Source organism: Nonomuraea sp. NPDC049695, from assembly GCF_040674955.1.
Lineage (GTDB): Bacteria > Actinomycetota > Actinomycetes > Streptosporangiales > Streptosporangiaceae > Nonomuraea > Nonomuraea helvata.
In genome coordinates this window covers 59,781-76,594 of the sequence record NZ_JBFANV010000041.1, presented here as the reverse complement: position 1 = coordinate 76,594, position 16,814 = coordinate 59,781, and the positions used below count along the sequence as shown (strand labels likewise).

General features: G+C 71.7%; 7 protein-coding genes. 2 read left to right on the top strand and 5 right to left on the bottom strand.

Annotated features, from left to right (window positions below; translation table 11 throughout):
• Positions 1-70: 70 nt before the first annotated feature.
• Complete coding sequence (locus tag AB0J64_RS30895) at positions 71-2,437, top strand: lantibiotic dehydratase (RefSeq protein WP_364034427.1); 2,367 nt, start codon at positions 71-73, stop codon at positions 2,435-2,437.
• Here AB0J64_RS30895 and AB0J64_RS30890 read toward each other — a convergent pair.
• From AB0J64_RS30890 to AB0J64_RS30870, 5 genes are read right to left on the bottom strand one after another with little or no spacing between them, the layout of a single operon-like run.
• On the bottom strand, positions 2,351-3,169 hold the full coding sequence (locus tag AB0J64_RS30890) for an ABC transporter permease (protein ID WP_364034424.1): 819 nt from the start codon (positions 3,167-3,169) through the stop codon (positions 2,351-2,353). The two genes, AB0J64_RS30895 and AB0J64_RS30890, sit on opposite strands and share 87 nt — an antisense overlap.
• Positions 3,169-3,999, bottom strand: coding sequence for an ABC transporter permease (locus AB0J64_RS30885; protein WP_364034421.1), 831 nt, complete (start codon positions 3,997-3,999; stop codon positions 3,169-3,171). Before AB0J64_RS30885 ends, AB0J64_RS30890 begins: the two co-directional genes overlap by 1 nt.
• Entirely contained in the window at positions 3,989-4,978 is a 990-nt protein-coding gene (locus AB0J64_RS30880; RefSeq protein WP_364034418.1) for an ABC transporter ATP-binding protein, read from the bottom strand. Before AB0J64_RS30880 ends, AB0J64_RS30885 begins: the two co-directional genes overlap by 11 nt.
• Complete coding sequence (locus AB0J64_RS30875) at positions 4,959-5,699, bottom strand: alpha/beta fold hydrolase (protein ID WP_364034415.1); 741 nt, start codon at positions 5,697-5,699, stop codon at positions 4,959-4,961. Before AB0J64_RS30875 ends, AB0J64_RS30880 begins: the two co-directional genes overlap by 20 nt.
• A complete protein-coding gene (locus AB0J64_RS30870; protein WP_364034412.1) occupies positions 5,696-11,053 on the bottom strand; it encodes an SDR family NAD(P)-dependent oxidoreductase in 5,358 nt (1,785 codons plus the stop codon). The genes AB0J64_RS30875 and AB0J64_RS30870 overlap by 4 nt, the downstream gene beginning before the upstream one ends.
• Positions 11,054-11,314: 261 nt before the next feature.
• On the opposite strand from AB0J64_RS30870, the gene AB0J64_RS30865 reads away from it, so the two are divergent.
• Entirely contained in the window at positions 11,315-16,807 is a 5,493-nt protein-coding gene (locus AB0J64_RS30865; protein ID WP_364034409.1) for an SDR family NAD(P)-dependent oxidoreductase, read from the top strand.
• The last annotated feature ends 7 nt before the right edge of the window (positions 16,808-16,814 follow it).

The following is a 16,814-nucleotide window of genomic DNA, read 5'->3' as shown; positions in this document are numbered from 1 at the left end:
AATATCAATTAAATGGGGTTCACATAACACGCGACTACCGGGCCGGGACGGCCGGCACCACGATCGATGTGTGCTGCCTTTATCACAGGGAGACCCGGAGCACGACGATCTGCTCCCTCTGGGCGGAAGCCCCTGGCGCATCTGGCGACATTTCGGATTACGCAGCGCGGGATTTCCGCTGCGTGACCTGCAGCAGGCACTCGCCGCACCCGCGTCGGAGCACCCCGACCCGATGTCGTCGCCCGAAGCCGTCCAGGCAGCGGTCGATCTCGCCTCCGACGGCAGGATAGGGATGGCGCTGCTGTGGCAGAACCCCCACATCTTCGAGCACGTCGTCGGCTGGCTGGCACGCCACGCGGGCGACGGCGAAACGGCTCCCAAGAGGACCAGGGAAACCCGTCGCCGCAATGTGGACACGATGGTCAAGTATCTCCAGCGTTATCACACGAAAAACGAGACCATCGGCTTCTTCGGCCCTGCGGCGTGGGGCAGTTTCGAGCCGACCGGCCCACGCGTGCGCATTTCCGCCGGCAAAGAGGTCGTGGAACAGGAGCGGGTGCATTTCGAGGACTGGGCGATCGACAGGCTGGCCGACACGCTGGCCCGCGCCCCTGAGATCCGCCGGCACCTGCCGCCCGCGTTCAGCATGGGGGTGACCCGCCTGGGGCGGGTCATCCTGCGGGTGGGGGCGCCGCCGCGCCGCCTGTCCAGGGCCGAGGTGAGCCTGCTCGACCTCGTGGACGGCACGCGCCGCGCGGCGGAGATCGCGGCGCGGCTCCCCGACGAGGCAGTGGCCCTCGCGATGCTCGACGCCTTCGCCGAGGAGGACATCCTCCACTGGGGCTTCGACATCCCGCTCGACCTGGCCCCCGAGCGTGCCCTGCGACGCCAGCTCCGGGAACTGCCCCCTAGCGCGCCGGTCCTGCGCGCGCTGGCGGGTATGGACGAACTGTGCGAGGTGCGGGACCGGGTGCAGGCCGCCCTCACCCCGGCCGAGCTCAAGGCCGCCCTGTCCGACGGTGAGGCCGCCTACGCACGTCTGGCCGAAGCCGGCGGCAGCCGGGTCAAGGACGCCGCCGAGTACGGCAGGCGGCTGTTCTCCTCGCGCGCCACGCGGGCGGTGAACGTGCGGCTCGGCCCGGGCGTGCTGGAGGAGCTTGCTTCCCCGCTCGCCCTCGTGCTGACCAGCGCTCGCTGGTTCTGCCACCGCGTCGGGGAGGAGGTCGCCGGCTGGCTCGGCGGTTTCTACGCCGAGCTCGCGGCTCTGTACGGCGAGGGCGACGTGCCCCTGGACGCCATCTGCTGGCGGCTCTACCAGACGATGGACCAGCCGAGCGTCCCCCATGTCCTCGAGGAGCTGGCGGACCGCTGGGCTTCGGTGCTCAAGGTGGGCCCGGGCGACCGCCACGTCCGCCTTGCCTCCGGCGACCTGGCCGCTGACGTGGCCCGGCGCTTCGCCACCGACTCCCCCCGCTGGTACGGGGGCCGGCATCACAGCCCCGACGTGATGATCGCCGCGCGGGGCGCCGACGCGATCAACCGCGGCGACTACCACTTCGTGCTCGGCGAGCTGCACGCCGGCGTCGTCACCTGCGACACCAGCGCCTTCAAGGAGATCCCGCCGGCTCCCGACGTGATCCTGCGCCCCGCCGAGGCGGCGCTGTCGCAGGGCGGGCCACGCTTCGTCCCGCTCTACTGTCGCCGGCCCAGGGCGCTGACCGGCATGAGCTACCCGGTCCCCGAGACCTTCTCGCCACGCTACGAGTACCTGTCCATGGGGCAGCGCGCGGGCGCCCGTACACCGCCGGGCGGGCGCAGCCTCGACATGGCGGCCATCAAGGTCGCGCCGTCGCCGGATGGTCTTGTGGCGACGTTCCCCGATGGGCGGGCGTACCCGCTGCTCAGCGTGGTGGGCGAGCTGATCGCGATGGCCAGCGCGCCGAGTTTCAGGATCATGCCTCTGTGGCCGCACAGTCCGCGGGTGACGGTGGACCGGCTGGTGATCTGCCGGGAGACCTGGCGGATCCCGGTCGAGGAGTTCGTGCCCGAGAGCGGTCTGCCGGATCGCGAGCTGCGCCGCCGGGTGCTGGCGGTGGCGGAGGAGCGCGGGATCCCGCGTCACACGTTCTGGCGTGCGGTCGACGGGGAGAAGCCCATCTACCTGGACCTGCACAGCCCCTTCCTGGTGCAGTTGGTGGCGCGGGCGGTCAAACGGCCGGAGAAGACGGCCGGCCACCTGACCTTCACCGAGATGCTGCCCACTCCGGAGGAGCTCTGGCTTCCCGACGGCGACGGTGAGTGCTACACCAGCGAGTTGCGGATCACGGTCGTGGAGAGCACCGCGCCGGGATCAGAACTGGGTCAGCGTGCCCGCGGCCATGACCTGACGCTCGGTGCGGAGGAAGACCCAGCGACCGCCGAAGAAGAACGCCAGTGAGGTGGCCGTCGCCGCGGCCAGCTCCACGAGCGGCGGCGCCAGCGGCGCGGTGCCGACGGTCAGGTGCCGGAGCAGGTCCAGGCACCAGGTGGCGGGCAGCGGGTAAGTGAGCACGCGCAGCGCCTCGGGCAGGACGGTCAGTGGGAAAGCCACGCCGGAGAACGTCGCCGCCAGCGCCATGACCGGGTCCAGCACGGCCTCCGGGCGGCGCAGCCGCAGCCCGGCGGCGGCTGCCAGATAGCCGAGTCCGCAGTTGCCGAGAAGCATGACGCCGCAGACCGGGATGCTCAGCACTAGCCCCGGGGGCGAGTAGGAGGCACCCAGGAACACCACGGCAACGGCGATCAGCAGGCCGCTGGACGCGACGGTGAACAGCGTCCCCGTGAGCACCGCGCCCAGCACGAACGCCTCCCGCGAGGCAGGAGTGGCCCAGGAGTGCTCCAGGACACCGGTCACCCGGTCGGAGCGCACCGTGCCCGCGACGCTCATGACCGCGCCCACGAGCAGGGACGCCACGAACACGCCGACGCCGAGCCACGCGGCCAGGTCCGTCGTCCCCACCAGGCGCGCCAGCCCGACCGCCGAGCCGTTGACCAGGAAGGCCGAGCCGAGCAGCAGCGCAGGCAGGGCGAGCTCGTACAGCGGCGTGAGCAGCACGAGGTTGACCATGCTGAGCGGATAGCGGCACTGCACCTGGAATTCGCGCCGCACGACGGCCAGTGTCACGCCCATCAGAACTGCCCCAATCGTCCCGTGCGCTGGCTCGACCGCAGCGCCCGGCCCAGCACCGCCGTCGCCAACACCGCGAGCACCACCCCGGCCAGCGGCAACATCGCGACCCGGGTGCCGTGCTCGGCGAGCGCGGTGGCGTTGAGCACCTGGTCCCTCAGCAGGTCCAGGACCTGTGTCGGCGGGAGCGCCTGGCTGATCGGCTGCAACCAGCCCGGGAGCACGGCGATCGGATACGTGACACCGCAGATCAGGCCCAGCACGCCGCGGAGCGCCTCGACCACGCCGTCCGCATCGCGGCAGTACAGGACGACGACCGAGGTGAGCGCGCCCAGCCCGCACAGCGGCGGCACCGACGCGAGGATGATCACCAGTCCGCCCAGCAGCCTCCCACCCTCCAGCGGGATGCCGAAAGCGAAGCGCAACATCAGCCCGACCACGCCGAAGAGCACCGCGGCGGGCAGGAGCTGGGCCGCCACCGGGCCGAACAGGATGCTGAAGCGCGAGGCCGGCGTCAGGTGGACCGCCTCCAGCGAGCCCTGCATGCGGTCGTTGCGCAGCGCCGTGCCCGGGCCCCAGAGCATCTCCGAGATCCACAGGTAGACCGCCCAGCCCAGGTAGATGAAGCCACCCACCTGTGCCGTCCCGGCGCGGGCGGCGAAGGCGTCCATCGCCTGGCCGCTGCCGCCCGAGTAGCCCAGCGCCTGGGCGTAGTAGGTGGCCGGGATGAGTACGGCGGACAACCCGATCATCACGAAGGTGCTCGGGTAGCGGGCCATCACCTGCCATTCCTTGCGTACGCCCGCCCAGAACGCGATGGCCTCACCTCGCATCGGCGCCCGCCGCGGTCAGGGCCAGGAAGGCGTCCCTGAGGCTCACCGGTTCGCTCTCGATGTTCTGGACGGCGATCCCGTGCCGCCCGAACACGGCGATCAGGCACGGCACCAGGTCGTCGGAGAGCTTGCTCATCAAGGTCATGGCCACCCGGCCGGCGTCCCGCTCGACACCGACCTCGGCGATCTCCTCCAGCTCCAAGGTGAGGGACCGGATCCGGGCCGCTCCCGGGTCACGGAACCGCATGTTGATCACTTGGGCCGCGCCGACACGCTGCTTCAGCTCATCCGGCCGGCCTTCGGCGATCAGGCTCCCGCGGTCGATGATCCCGATCCGGTCCGCGAGCGCGTCGGCCTCGGCCATGTCATGCGTGGTCAGGACGATGCTGTGGCCGGCCCGGCGCAGCTCTCGGATGTGCTGGTGCAGGTTCTCCGCCGCGTGCACGTCCAGCCCGTTGGTCGGCTCGTCGAGCAGGAGGACCGCGGGCCGGTTGAGCAGCGCGCGGGCGATCACCAGGCGCTGCCGCATGCCGGTGGAGTACTGCTCGACGTGGTCGTCGGCACGGTCCGCGAGCTCCATCCGCTCCAGGATCTCCTGGATACGCTCCCGCGAGCGCCGCCTGGACAGCCCGTGCAGTGCGGCGAAGTACTCCAGGTTCTGGCGTCCGGTGAGCTTCCAGTAGACGCTGCGCTCCCCGCCGAGCGCGACGCCGAGGAGCCCGCGCACCTGCTTCTGCCGGACGCGGGTGTCAAGGCCGGACACCCGGACGCGCCCCGACGTCGGCAGCAGCAGCGTGGCGATCATGCGGATGATGGTGGTCTTGCCCGCTCCATTACGGCCGAGCAGGCCGAACACCTGCCCGGCAGGCATCGTCAGCGTGACCTGGTCCACGGCGGGGGCGGCGGCACCGGGATAGACCTTGCGCAGGTCCTCCAGCTCCACGGCCGCGGGGCCCGCGTCAGGATCGGGCCAGGGCATTCCAGATCACCCCCTGTAGCCGCTGCGTGGCTCCCCCGGCGGGGAAGTGCCCGCCGGGCAGCCGATGAGTGACGAACGGACCGCTGGTGATCTCACGCCAGTGGGGCAGCACGTCGACGGGGACGTTGACGTCCTCGATCCCGCCCACGGCCGTGACCGGGCAGTCCAGCCACGGCCCGCCCGGCCATGCGGCCGTCTCGACCAGGCGCAGGTCGTCCCGCATGGCGGCCATGACCTGGTCCACGAGGTCGGGGAAGTCGTGGGCCTCCGGAGGCAGGCCGCCGTACGACATGAGCTTGGCCGGCAGCCGGTCGGGCGGCAGCAGGTGGATGGGCGCGTCGGGGTCCGGCCTGCTGGGCGGGCGGCAGGCGCCGACGACCACGTGACGTGGGCCCGCCAGGCCGGCCCCCGTCATGGCGAGCGCGAAGGCGCACGCCACCAGCGCTCCGGCGCTGTGGCCGTACAGCAGGTACGGCCGGCCGGCGAGCCCGGCCGCCAGTTCGGGCAGCATGGCGTCGATCAGCCGGGCCAGGTCGGTGATGCGGGCCTCGGCGTGCCGGCTCTCCCTGCCGGGAAGCTGGACCGGCCACACCTCGATGCCGCGGCCGGCGAAGGCGGCCGGCCAGCTCCGGTAGAAGGAGGCGCCGCCACCGGCGTGGTGGAAACAGATCAGGACAGTGGGCTCCCACGCACCGGGCTTCGCGAACTGGACCCACGTCATGAGCGGGCCCGGTCGCTCGCGGCAATGTACTCGGCCAGGCTCGCCACCGACGGATGCTCGAAGAGACTTCCCATGGGGAGTTCCACCGACAGCCCGTCGCGGATCCGCGCGCACAGCTGCACCGCGACCAGCGAGTTGCCGCCGAGTTCGAAGAAGTCGTCGTCGAGCCCGATCTGGTCGACGCCGAGCGATCCCGCCCAGAATCCCGTGAGAGCCCGCTCCAGCTCGGTCCTGGGCGCCACATAGGGGGTGTCGACCAGCCGTTCCTGGGTGTGCTGCGAGGTGACCAGATGAACGTTGGCCAGTTGCTGCTCCACCACCTCCACCGTGAGCTGTTCGGTTCTGCGCAGGGCAGTGTGCAGGCCCTCTGGGCAGATGATCACATGGGGTGCGGGTCGTTGGGCGAGCACCCGCCTGAGTGCTTCCAGGCCCATTTCCGGGCTGATTCCCGTGGCGGTGATCGACTGGGCGTAGTGGCTGTCGTAGGTCATGATCGCCCGCTCACCGGCCGGGCCTGGGCGGCCTGCCGCGTAACCGATGATCTCGGCGATCGCCCGGCCGTCCTCGTGCATGAGGGTGAGGTCGAAGACGTCCTCCCCCCTGTTCCTGGCGTGCGCCCAGAAGACGGGAGGCAGGGGTTCGTGCAGCGTCACGCGCTGCCAGGCCCGGACCGCTCGCCTGCCCCCGCCCTCCAACGCGTTCAGCGCCGTGTCGAGGAGGGCCGGGTGAAGGTGGAAGAGTTCGCACTCGGGCCAGAGCTCCGCGCCGAGCTCCACCCGTACGAGCCGGTCCTCATCGCCGGTCAGCAGGTCGGTGACGCTTCCGGCGTTGGGGCGGTCGGGTGCGGGGCGGTCGGACCGCGTGCACCTCGCGGCGATCGCGGCGAGGTCGTGCCGCGTCTCCCGGGGCTCCTCGCGAGCCTCCATCCTGCAGCGCATGTGGTGTGTCCACGGCCGCGGCTCGGCGCCGACCGGCGCCGAGGTCACCGTGACGGCATGACCTCGCTCGTCCGGCCGCAATGAGATGCGGACCTCCGTGGGGCCACTCACCCTGACCGGCGTGTGGAAGAGGGCGTCGCCGGCCGTCCCGGTCCCGCAAACGCCCTCGGCGTACGCCCCGAGCACCATCTCCAGCAGGGCGGCGGCGCTCAGCACCTCGTCACCACCGGCTCCGCCGCGGGAGGTCGTCCAGTGCCCGCCCGGCTCCAGCGTCGTGGAGAAGACGATCTCGTCCTGGGCGGACCGCAGGATCCGGCGATCCAGCAGGGCATGCTTGGCCGGCTCGAACCTCACCCCGATCTGCAGGTCCCGGAAGGCGTCCGGGGCGTCGCCCGTGGTGTCGGCCGCCATGCCGAACTCGGTCCACTTGGCCCATCCGATGGAGTGGACAGGCAGGTCACGCTGCGCGGCCCAGCGGGCGAAGGCGTCCTGCACGTTATTGGCGGCGCAGTAGTCGACCAGCCCGAAGCTGCCGGTGATCGCGGCGGTCGAGGAGAACAGGACCATGAAGTCGATCTCGTCGCCGAGCAGCCGGTGCAGCGCGAACGTCCCGGTCACCTTTGGGGCGAGAACCGCGGCGGCCTCCCGGTCCGTGCGTACCGCCATCATCCCGCCGCCGGCCACGCCGGCGGCGTGGAGGACGCCGTGCACGCGACCGTGGGCGGCACGAAGGCCGGCTATCGCTCCGGCCAGGGCCACCTCGTCGCTGACGTCGCATTGGATCGTCACCACCGTCGCCCCGGACTCCTCCAGCGCCAGCAGCCGGGCCAGCCGCTGCCGCAGGGGCTCGGCGGTGGCCGGGTCGGCCGCCAGCGCCGTCCACCGCTCCCTGGGTGGTACGGCGCTCCGCCCCAGCAGCGTCAGCGTGATGGGGCTCACCCTCGCCGCGAGATCCTCCGCCACCGCGAGCCCGATGCCGCCCAGGCCACCCGTGATCAGGTAGGTGCCGCCCGGCTCGACGACCGGACCGGCCTGCTCCGAGCCGTCCCAGCGCAGCGTGCGGTAGGCCAGCCGCCAGCGTTTCCGGCCGCGCCAGGCCACCTGGCGCTCGGGGACGCGGGCGGAGAACTCGGTGATGAGTTGCCTGGCGACCGTCCCGGCGGGCAGCGCGGCGGGCAGCGCCAGGTCGACGCTGCGCACGCTGACTCCGGCGACCTCGCGTGCGATGAGGAGGGCTGGTCCGAGCAGGGCCGCCTTCGCGGGGTCCAACTGCTCGGTGCCGGTGACCTCCTGGAGGTTGCTGGACAGGACGTGGACGCGCGCGGGCCGCGCGTGCTCGCCCCTGGCCAGTTCCTGACCCAGGTGGAAGAGGCTGGAGAAGCCCTCCGCCAGGGTCTGTTCGACGCTGTCGTCGGCCAGCACGTCGGGCCGCGGATCGGTCAGCGTGAAAGCGTGGACCACGTCGGTGGGCGGGTCGGCGGCCAACTCCCGCATGAGCATGTCGAGGTCGTCGGCGCTGCCGGGGCGCAAGGTGAACTCGCCCGGCGCGACAGCCTCGAAGCCCGCCCCGGAACGTGCCACGGTGACGCGTCGCCGCTTCCTGAGCTCTGCCACCAAAGCGTCGGCCACCGGGTGGCCGGAGGCCAGCACGAGCCAGGGCCCAGCAGGGAGCGGAGGCGCGGCCAGGAGGGAGTCCTCCTCCCAGTGCGGCACGTAGGCACACTCCTCCAGCGGGAGGGAGGCCCCGGATTCCGGGTCCTGCTCGGCCGCCTGCGGGTCCGGTTCCACCCAGTACGGCTGACGCTCGTAGGGATAGGGGGGCAGCGGCGTCCTGAGCCGCTTGCCCGACCAGCTCACCCAGTCGACGTCGACACCATTCACCCACAGCTCGCCCAGCGCCCTGGCGAGCTCCGGGCCGCCGGAGCCGCGACCCATGGTCGGGATCACCGGCACGGTGTCGCGTCCCAGGCACTGGCGGGCCAGGGTGGACAGCGTGGTCCCCGGCCCGGCCTCGGCGAGCACGACGTTCCCCATGCCGGCGAGGCGCTCGACGCCCTCGGAGAAGCGCACGGGTTCGCGCAGGTGCCGGGCCCAGTAACCGGGGTCCGTCGCCTCCTCGTCAGTGATCCAATCACCGCTCACGTCGGCCACGAACGGCACCTTCGGCGCCGACAGCTCGATGTTGCCCACGATGGCGGTGAACTCCGGCAGGCATGGCTCCATCAGGGCGGAGTGGAAGGCGTGCGACGTATGCAGCCGGGTCCATGCCAGGCCCGCCCGCTTGAAGGTCGCGGTGATGTCGTCGAGCGCGGCGAGCGGACATGCGACCACCGTCGATCGCGGCCCGTTGACGGCGGCGACCCCGGCCTCCCGGGGCAGCAGGCCGGCCACCTCGTGCTCCGTACCGGCCACCGCCAGCATCGCGCCGGGCGCCATCGCGTTCATCAGCCGCCCGCGCGCGGCCACCACGGCCAGCGCGTCGGGCAGGGAGAAGACGCCCGCGAGCGTCGCCGCCACGTACTCGCCGATCGAGTGGCCGATCATGGCCGTGGCGGAGACGCCGGCCGCCGCGAGCAGGCGTGCCTGCGCGTACTCCACGGCGAACAGCGCCGGCTGGCTGTAGCAGGTACGGCGCAGCAGGTCCTCGGCGTGGTCGCCGGCCTCGTCGGGGTAGAGCAACGAGAGCAGGTCGCGGTCGAGGTGGTCCCGCAGGAGTTCGGCGCACTCCTCCAGCGCCTCGCGGAAGACCGGCTCGGTCCGGTAGAGGTCGCCGCCCATGCCCACGTGCTGGGAGCCCTGCCCGGGGAACATCATCACCACGTCCCGGCGGCCGGTCACCGCGACGGCCGTCGCCGGGTTCGCGGGCCCGCCACCGGCGAGCGTGGCCGCGGCCTGTGACACGTTCGCGGCGACTACGGCCCTGCGGTACGGCAGTGCCGTACGGCCAACCTGCAGGGTGTAGGCGACGTCGGCCAGGTCGGCGGCCTCCCCTTCGGTCAGGGCGGCGGAGAGGCGGTGGGCGGAGGCGTCCAGTGCCGTCGCCGACTTGGCCGACAGCGGCAGGGTGTGCCAATCCCGCGGCGAGGCGGGCGCCGCGGCCCGCGGGGGCGCCTCCTCGACGATGAGGTGCGCATTGGTGCCGCCGATCCCGAAGGCGCTGACGCCCGCGCGGCGCGGGGTGCCCCCGTCCGGCCACGGTGTCAGCTCGGTCACCACGTGGAAGGGGCTGCTGTCCAGATCCAGCCGGGGGTTCGGGCCGGAGAAATTGATGGTCGGCGGGATGGCCCGGTGCCTGAGCGCCTGGACCACCTTGATCAGGCCCGCCATGCCGGCCGCCGGGCCGAGATGACCGACGTTCGCCTTCACCGACCCGATCGGGCAGCTGCCCACGCGCGTGTCCCCGGCAGCGCGGTAGGCCCGCGTCAGGCCCGCCACCTCGATCGGATCCCCGACCAGCGTGCCGGTCGCGTGCGCCTCGACGAACCCGATACTGCCGGGGTGGACCTCGGCCACCGCCAGCGCCTCGACGATGAGCTGTGCCTGGCCCTCCACTCCCGGCGCGGTGAACCCCACCCGGTCACCGCCGTCGTTGTTGACCGCCGATCCCCTGATCACGGCGTAGACGTGGTCGCCGTCCCCCAGCGCGTCACCGAGCCGTTTCAGCGCCACCACGCCGACGCCTGACCCGAAGAACGTCCCGCAGGCGTCCTCCGAGAACGGGCGGATGTGGCCGGTCCGCGAGTAGATGCCGCCCTCCACCCACGTGTAGCCCACCCGGTAGGGCAGCTCGACCTCGACCGCTCCGGCGAGCGCGTAGTCGCACTCGCCCGTCCGCAGCGCCTGACCTGCCAGGTGGACCGCGACCAGGGCGGTCGAGCACGCGGTCTGGACGTTGATGCTGGGGCCGCGGAAACCCAGCCGGTACGAGACGGTGGTGGCCAGGTAGTCCGGGCTGTTGCCGACCTCGATGCTCATGTCGCCGACCGCGCTCTTGACGGCCGCGTTGCCGGCGACGTTGCGCTGGCCGTAGTGGTTGTTGGCCATCCCGCCGAACACGCCGACCAGTCCGCCGATGGCGCTCACGTCGTAGCCGCTGTCCTCGACCGCCGCATGGCACGTCTCCAGGAACCATCGACCCTGGGGGTCGCGGATCTCCGCCTCGCGCGGGGTGTAACCGAAGAAGCGGGCGTCGAAGCCCTCCATGTCGTCGATGAGCGCGGCGGCGTTCACATAGTGCGGATGCCGGAAAACGCGCGGCTCCACGCCGGCGGCGAGCAGTTCTTCCTCGCTCAACCGGCTGATGGACTCCACGCCCGCGGCGAGATTCCGCCAATACTCGTCCGGGGTCGTCGCCCCCGGAAATCTGCACGCCATTCCAACGATCGCGATGTGGTCGTCACGCAGATCGTGTGCCATCGCTCCTCCGAACCCCCGGCGCGATACATAATTGCGGCCAACGTATTTGCCGGGCACGGTCCGGGCAATGTCATACTCCGCTGTACACCAGTGAATGACATTTCGATGGACATACCGCAGATCATGAAATCGGACGTGCACGGCCTGCGAAGCCGTGGCTAGATTCGGAGGCCGAGGGGCGGCGTCGCCTGTCTCCGTCGAGGTTCGCCGGGCGACCAACCTGTTCGCTCACACATCACCTCGACGAGAGGGGCTCCCCCGGTGACTACCGACCGAACGCCCGGAAATCGCATTGCCGTCATCGGCATGGCCGTTCGTCTCCCCGGCGCCGACGACCTCGAACAATTGTGGGCCAACCTGCTCGCCGGCGTGGAATCACTCACCGAGCTCACCGACGAACAACTGCGCGCCGCCCACGTTCCGGAAAAGCTCATTCAAAGCCCGGACTACATAAGACTGCGGCCCATGCTCGCGGACATGGAGTACTTCGACGCGAAATACTTCGGATACCACGCGCGCGAGGCGGAGATCGCCGACCCGCAGCAGCGGCTCTTCCTCGAGGTGTGCGGCACGGCCATGCAACAGGCCGGCTACGGTGCCGGTCACACGGGCCCGGTCGGCGTCTACGGCGGCAGCGGGCCCAACCGGTACAGCTACGAGAACGTCTACGACAACCAGAAGGTCTGCGACGCCGTCGGGGACGTGGCCGTCGAGATCAACAACAACCAGGACTATCTGGCCACGCGCGTGGCCTACGCCCTGGGACTGACCGGCCCGGCCGTCTCCATCGCCACCGCGTGCTCGACCTCCCTGGTCGCCGTGCATCTGGCCTGCCGCGCTCTGGCCGGCGGCGAGTGTGACATGGCCATCGCCGGCGGGGTCAACATCCACCTGCCCTACAACCGGGGACAGATCTGGGAGCCCAACAGCATCTACGCCAAGGACGGTCACATCCGGGCCTTCGACGCCGACGCCGGCGGCACCAACTTCGGCCACGGCGCGGGCGCCGTGGTGCTCAAGCGCCATGAGGACGCGCTCGCCGACCGAGATGACGTGCTGGCCGTCATCATCGGCTCCGCGGTCAACAACGACGGAGCGGCCCGGTCGAGCTTCACCACTCCCGCCCAGCACATGCAGGCCGCCGTCGTCACCCAGGCTCTGCGGGCCGCGGGCGTCCACCCGGACACGATCGGCTATGTGGAGGCCCACGGCACCGCGACCGCGGTGGGCGACCCCATCGAGGTCGAGGCGCTGACGCAGGCCTACCGGGAGGCCGGCGCAAGCGGGCGGCAGTCGTGCCCGATCGGTTCGGTCAAGACCAACATCGGCCACCTCGGGCCGGCCGCGGGCGTGGCCGGGCTGGTCAAGGCCGTGCTCGCCCTGCGGCACGGCCAGATCCCCGCGTCGCTGAACTTCACCACGCCCAACCCCCGCATCGACTTCGAGTCCAGCCCGTTCCGCGTCAACGCCGCACTGTCCCCCTGGCCCGCGGGTGACACTCTCAGGCGCGCGGGCGTCAGCTCCTTCGGCATCGGCGGGACCAACGCGCACGTCATCCTTGAGGAGGCCCAGCCGCCCGAGATCCTTGAGGAGGTCGCGCCACCCGAGCCCGGCACGCCCGGACGGGCGTGGCAGGTGCTGCCGCTGTCGGCCAGGTCGGACACCGCGCTGGCGACGATGCGGTCGGAGCTCGCCGACTTCCTGTGTGCCCACCCCGATCTCTCCCGCGCCGACGTGGCGCACACCCTCACCTCAGGCAGGCGCGCCCTCGAATGGCGGACCTTCCTCGTCGACTCCGCCGACGAAAACGCCTCGAGCCACGAAGGCGGCCAGAGCCACGAGAGCGCCGGGAGTGTCAGGAGCATCGGCGGCCCCTCATGCCTCGCCTCGAAGCAGACCCGGGTGGCCTTCATGTTCCCGGGGCAGGGCACGCAGCACGCCGACATGCTCGCCGAGCTCCACGCCGGCGAGCCGGTGGTGACCCGTACCGTCGAGGAGTGCGCGCAGCTCCTCCTCCCGCACCTGGGCTGCGACATCCGGGACGCGATCTTCAGCTCGCGCGGGGCGGGCGGGCCCGAAGCCCTGGACAAGCGGCTTCGCGAGACGTGGCTGGCCCAACCGGCGCTGTTCGTCGTGGAGTACGCGCTCGCCCGGCTCTGGCAGAGCTGGGGCCTGCGTCCCACGGCCATGGTGGGACACAGCGTGGGCGAGTACGTCGCGGCCTGCCTGTCCGGGGTGTTCACCCTGCCGCAAGCGCTGGAGCTGGTCGCCACGCGAGGACGGCTCGTCCAGTCGATGCCTCCGGGGGCGATGCTGGCCGTCCAGATGCGGGAGTCCGACCTCATGCCGCTGCTGACAGACTCGGTGAGCCTGGCCGCGGTGAACGGCCCCTCCTCCTGCGTGGCCGCCGGCCCGGAGGAGGAGATCGAGTTCCTGGCCGGCTGGCTGGACTCCCACGGCATCGGCAGCCGGCGGCTGCGCACCTCCCACGCCTTCCACACACCGATGATGGACCCGGCGGCCGAGGCCTTGCGGGAGGCGGTGGCCGCGGCCCAGCCGCAGGCTCCCGGCCTGCCTTTCGTCTCCACGCTCACCGGCAGGTGGATCACCGCGGAGGAGGCCACCGACCCGGGCTACTGGGCCGCCCAGCTCCGCGGCACCGTACGGTTCGAGCAGGCGTGCGGGACGCTGGGCGAGACCGGCGCCGTGCTGCTGGAGGTCGGTCCCGGGCAGACCCTCATGACGTTGGCCCGCCAGACGCTGGGCTCAGAGGCCACCGCCTTGCACTCCCTGCCGCGCCCCGGCTCGGAGCGCTCCGAAGCCTGCTCCATGGCGTTGGCCGCGGGGACGGTGTGGGCGCACGGCGCCGAGATCGACTGGCCCGCCGTCCAGGGCCCCGGCCGGCGGCGGCGAGTCCACCTGCCCACCTATCCCTACCAGCGGCAGCGCTTCTGGGTGGAGCCCGACCCGAAGCCCGCTCGATCCGCCGCCCAGGTGGAGACCGGCACGACGCTGGACGCCGCGGACGCGACCTTCATCCCGGCCTGGCGCCGCAGCGCCCTCGCGGCCGTCGGCCCGGCCCAGGACGTCGCCGACACCTGGCTCGTGCTGGGAGACGGCGAGGCCCCGACCGGCGAGCTCGCCCACGCGCTGTCGGCCCGGGGCGCCAGGGTGGTCCGGGTGCGTGCCGGGCAGGGGTTCGCCGACCTCGGTCAAGGCCGCTACGAGATCGACCCGGTCAGCCGCGACGACTACGACCGGTTGCTCGGCGCCCTGGACGCGGCGTCGGCTCGTCCGGAAGCCGTCCTGCACACCTGGACGGCCGGCACCGGCGACCCGAGGCATCTCGGGTTCTCCAGCGTGCTCTTCCTCACCCAGGCGCTCATGGAGACCTGGCCGGGGCACAGGACCGACATCCGCGTCGTGACCAGCCGGTGCTTCAACGTGTCCGGAGCCGACCCGGTCGACCCGCTCAAGTCCCTGCTGATCGGGCCCTGCCGGGTCGTGCCGACCGAATCGTCCGCGCTGACCTGCCGCCTCATCGACGTGTCCGACGACATGATCGCCGCGACCGCCGCAACGGAGACGCTCCTGGCGGAGATCACCGCGCCCGGAGCCGAGCGGACGGTCGCCTACCGTGGCGGGCGCCGGTGGGTGGAGGACTTCGAGCACGTCGCGCTGCCCGAGCGGACCGACCTCCCGCCGGCATTGCGCCGCCGTGGCGTCTACTTGATCACGGGCGGGCTGGGTGGCATCGGCCTGGAGGTCGCCAAGGAACTGGCCCGCACCATCTCCGCCCGGCTCGTCCTGGTCAACCGCACGCGGCTGCCCGAACGCGAGGAGTGGGACGACTACCTGCTCTCCCACCATGCCGACGACCCGGTCTCCATCCGCATCCGCGGCGTCCTGGAGGCCGAGGGTCACGGCGCCGAGGTGCTGATCCTCGGCGCGGACGTGGCCGACGAGAACGCCATGGCGGGCGTCGTCCGGCTGGCCCGGGAGCGGTTCGGCCGCGTCGACGGCGTCTTCCACGCGGCGGGGATCGCCGGCGGAGGGCTGGCGGTCATGCGGCCCCTGGACAGGGCCGAAGCGGTGCTGCGCCCCAAGGTGGACGGCACGCTGATCATCGATCGTCTGCTGGGCAAGGAGATCGACCTGCTCGTCCTGTTCTCCTCGATCGTGGCCGTCAGCGGTGACTACGGCATGGTCGACTACTGCGCCGCCAACGCCTTCCTGGACGCCTTTGCCCAGTCACGCACCAGCGGCTACCGGGCCGTCGCCGTCAACTGGTGCGGCTGGAGCGAAGTCGGCATGATCCCTCGGCTGCTCGGCGCGGAGAGTGCGCCCTCCGAACCCGGCGGGCCGGGCGGGTCCGCCCGGCATCCGCTGCTGGGCAGGCGTGTCCTCGGCACCGGCGGCGACATCGAGTTCTCCACCCGAATGGACCCAGGCTTCCACTGGGTGCTGACCGACCACCGCATGGCGGGTCTGCCCGTGCTGCCCGGCACCGCATACGCCGAGCTCATCACCGCCGCCTACCGTGAAGCCGTGCAGGACGGCCCCCTGGAGATCCGGGACCTGTTCTTCAGCCGGCCGCTGGCCCTGGAGACGGCACGCGAACTTCGGGTGACCGGCGTGCGGTCCGGTCCGGACGGCTTCCGGTTCACCGTCGCGTCGCGTCCGGCCGACGATCCCGCCGCCTCCTGGGAGCAGAACGCGCAGGCGAGCGTCTCAGCGGCCGATCCGGCCACGGGGGTCCGTCACGACCTCGAGGAGATCGCCGCACGCTGCGTACCGGTCGCCGGATCCGACGGCGAGCGGGACACGCCCTCCCCCGTCGAGTTCGGCCCGCATTGGCGGGTGGTCGAGACGGTGCGCGTGGGGGAGGGCGAGCAACTGGTCGAGCTGTCGCTCCCGGACGGCATGGACGGCGATCTCGCCGACTTCACGCTCCATCCCGCGCTGCTGGACGGCGCCACCGCACTCGGCCTGGAGCGCCCGGATCTCGCGGCGCGCGGGCTCAGCTTCCTGCCGCTCGCCTATGACCGGCTGGTCGTGCGGGGGCCGCTACCCCGGCGCGTCTTCAGCCATGTCCGCGCGACAAGCGACACGCGCGCCAGCGGCGACATCGACACCTACGACATCGCTGTCACCGACGAGAACGGCAATGAGCTCGTCGGCATCAGCGGCTTCGCGATCCGGTACATCGACCCGGCGACGGTTCACGAGTCGATCTCCGCTCCCGGCTGGGCCGGCGCGCCGGCAGCGTCGAGCGGGCGGGCCGACGCGGGAAGTGACACGCTGATCAGTCCGAGGGAGGGGCTGGACCTGCTGTGGCGGCTGCTCAACGGCCCGGCGGAGCCACAGTACGTGGTCTGCCGCGAACGGCCGGAGGAGCGCGGCCGGCGCATGGCGGAGAGCGCCGTGGACATCGCGTTGACCGCGAAGGCGCCGCTGTCCGGACAGCCCGCCCGCGAGCGGGGCGCGCCGCGCAACTTCGCCGAAGCCACCACCAAGACCGAGCAGATCCTCATGGAGCTGTGGCAGGACGCCTTCGGCGTCGACGGCCTCGGCCTGGACGAGGACTTCTTCGATCTCGGAGGCAACTCCCTGGTCGCGATCCAGGTGGCGGTCAAGATCCGGGAGAGGTTCGGCACCAACGTGCCCGGGGTCGTGATTCTGGAATTCCCCACCGTCCGCGAACTCGCCACCCGTGTCGAGGACGCGCTCGCCGAGAGCGGGGCAGGCCGCTAGGCCGTCG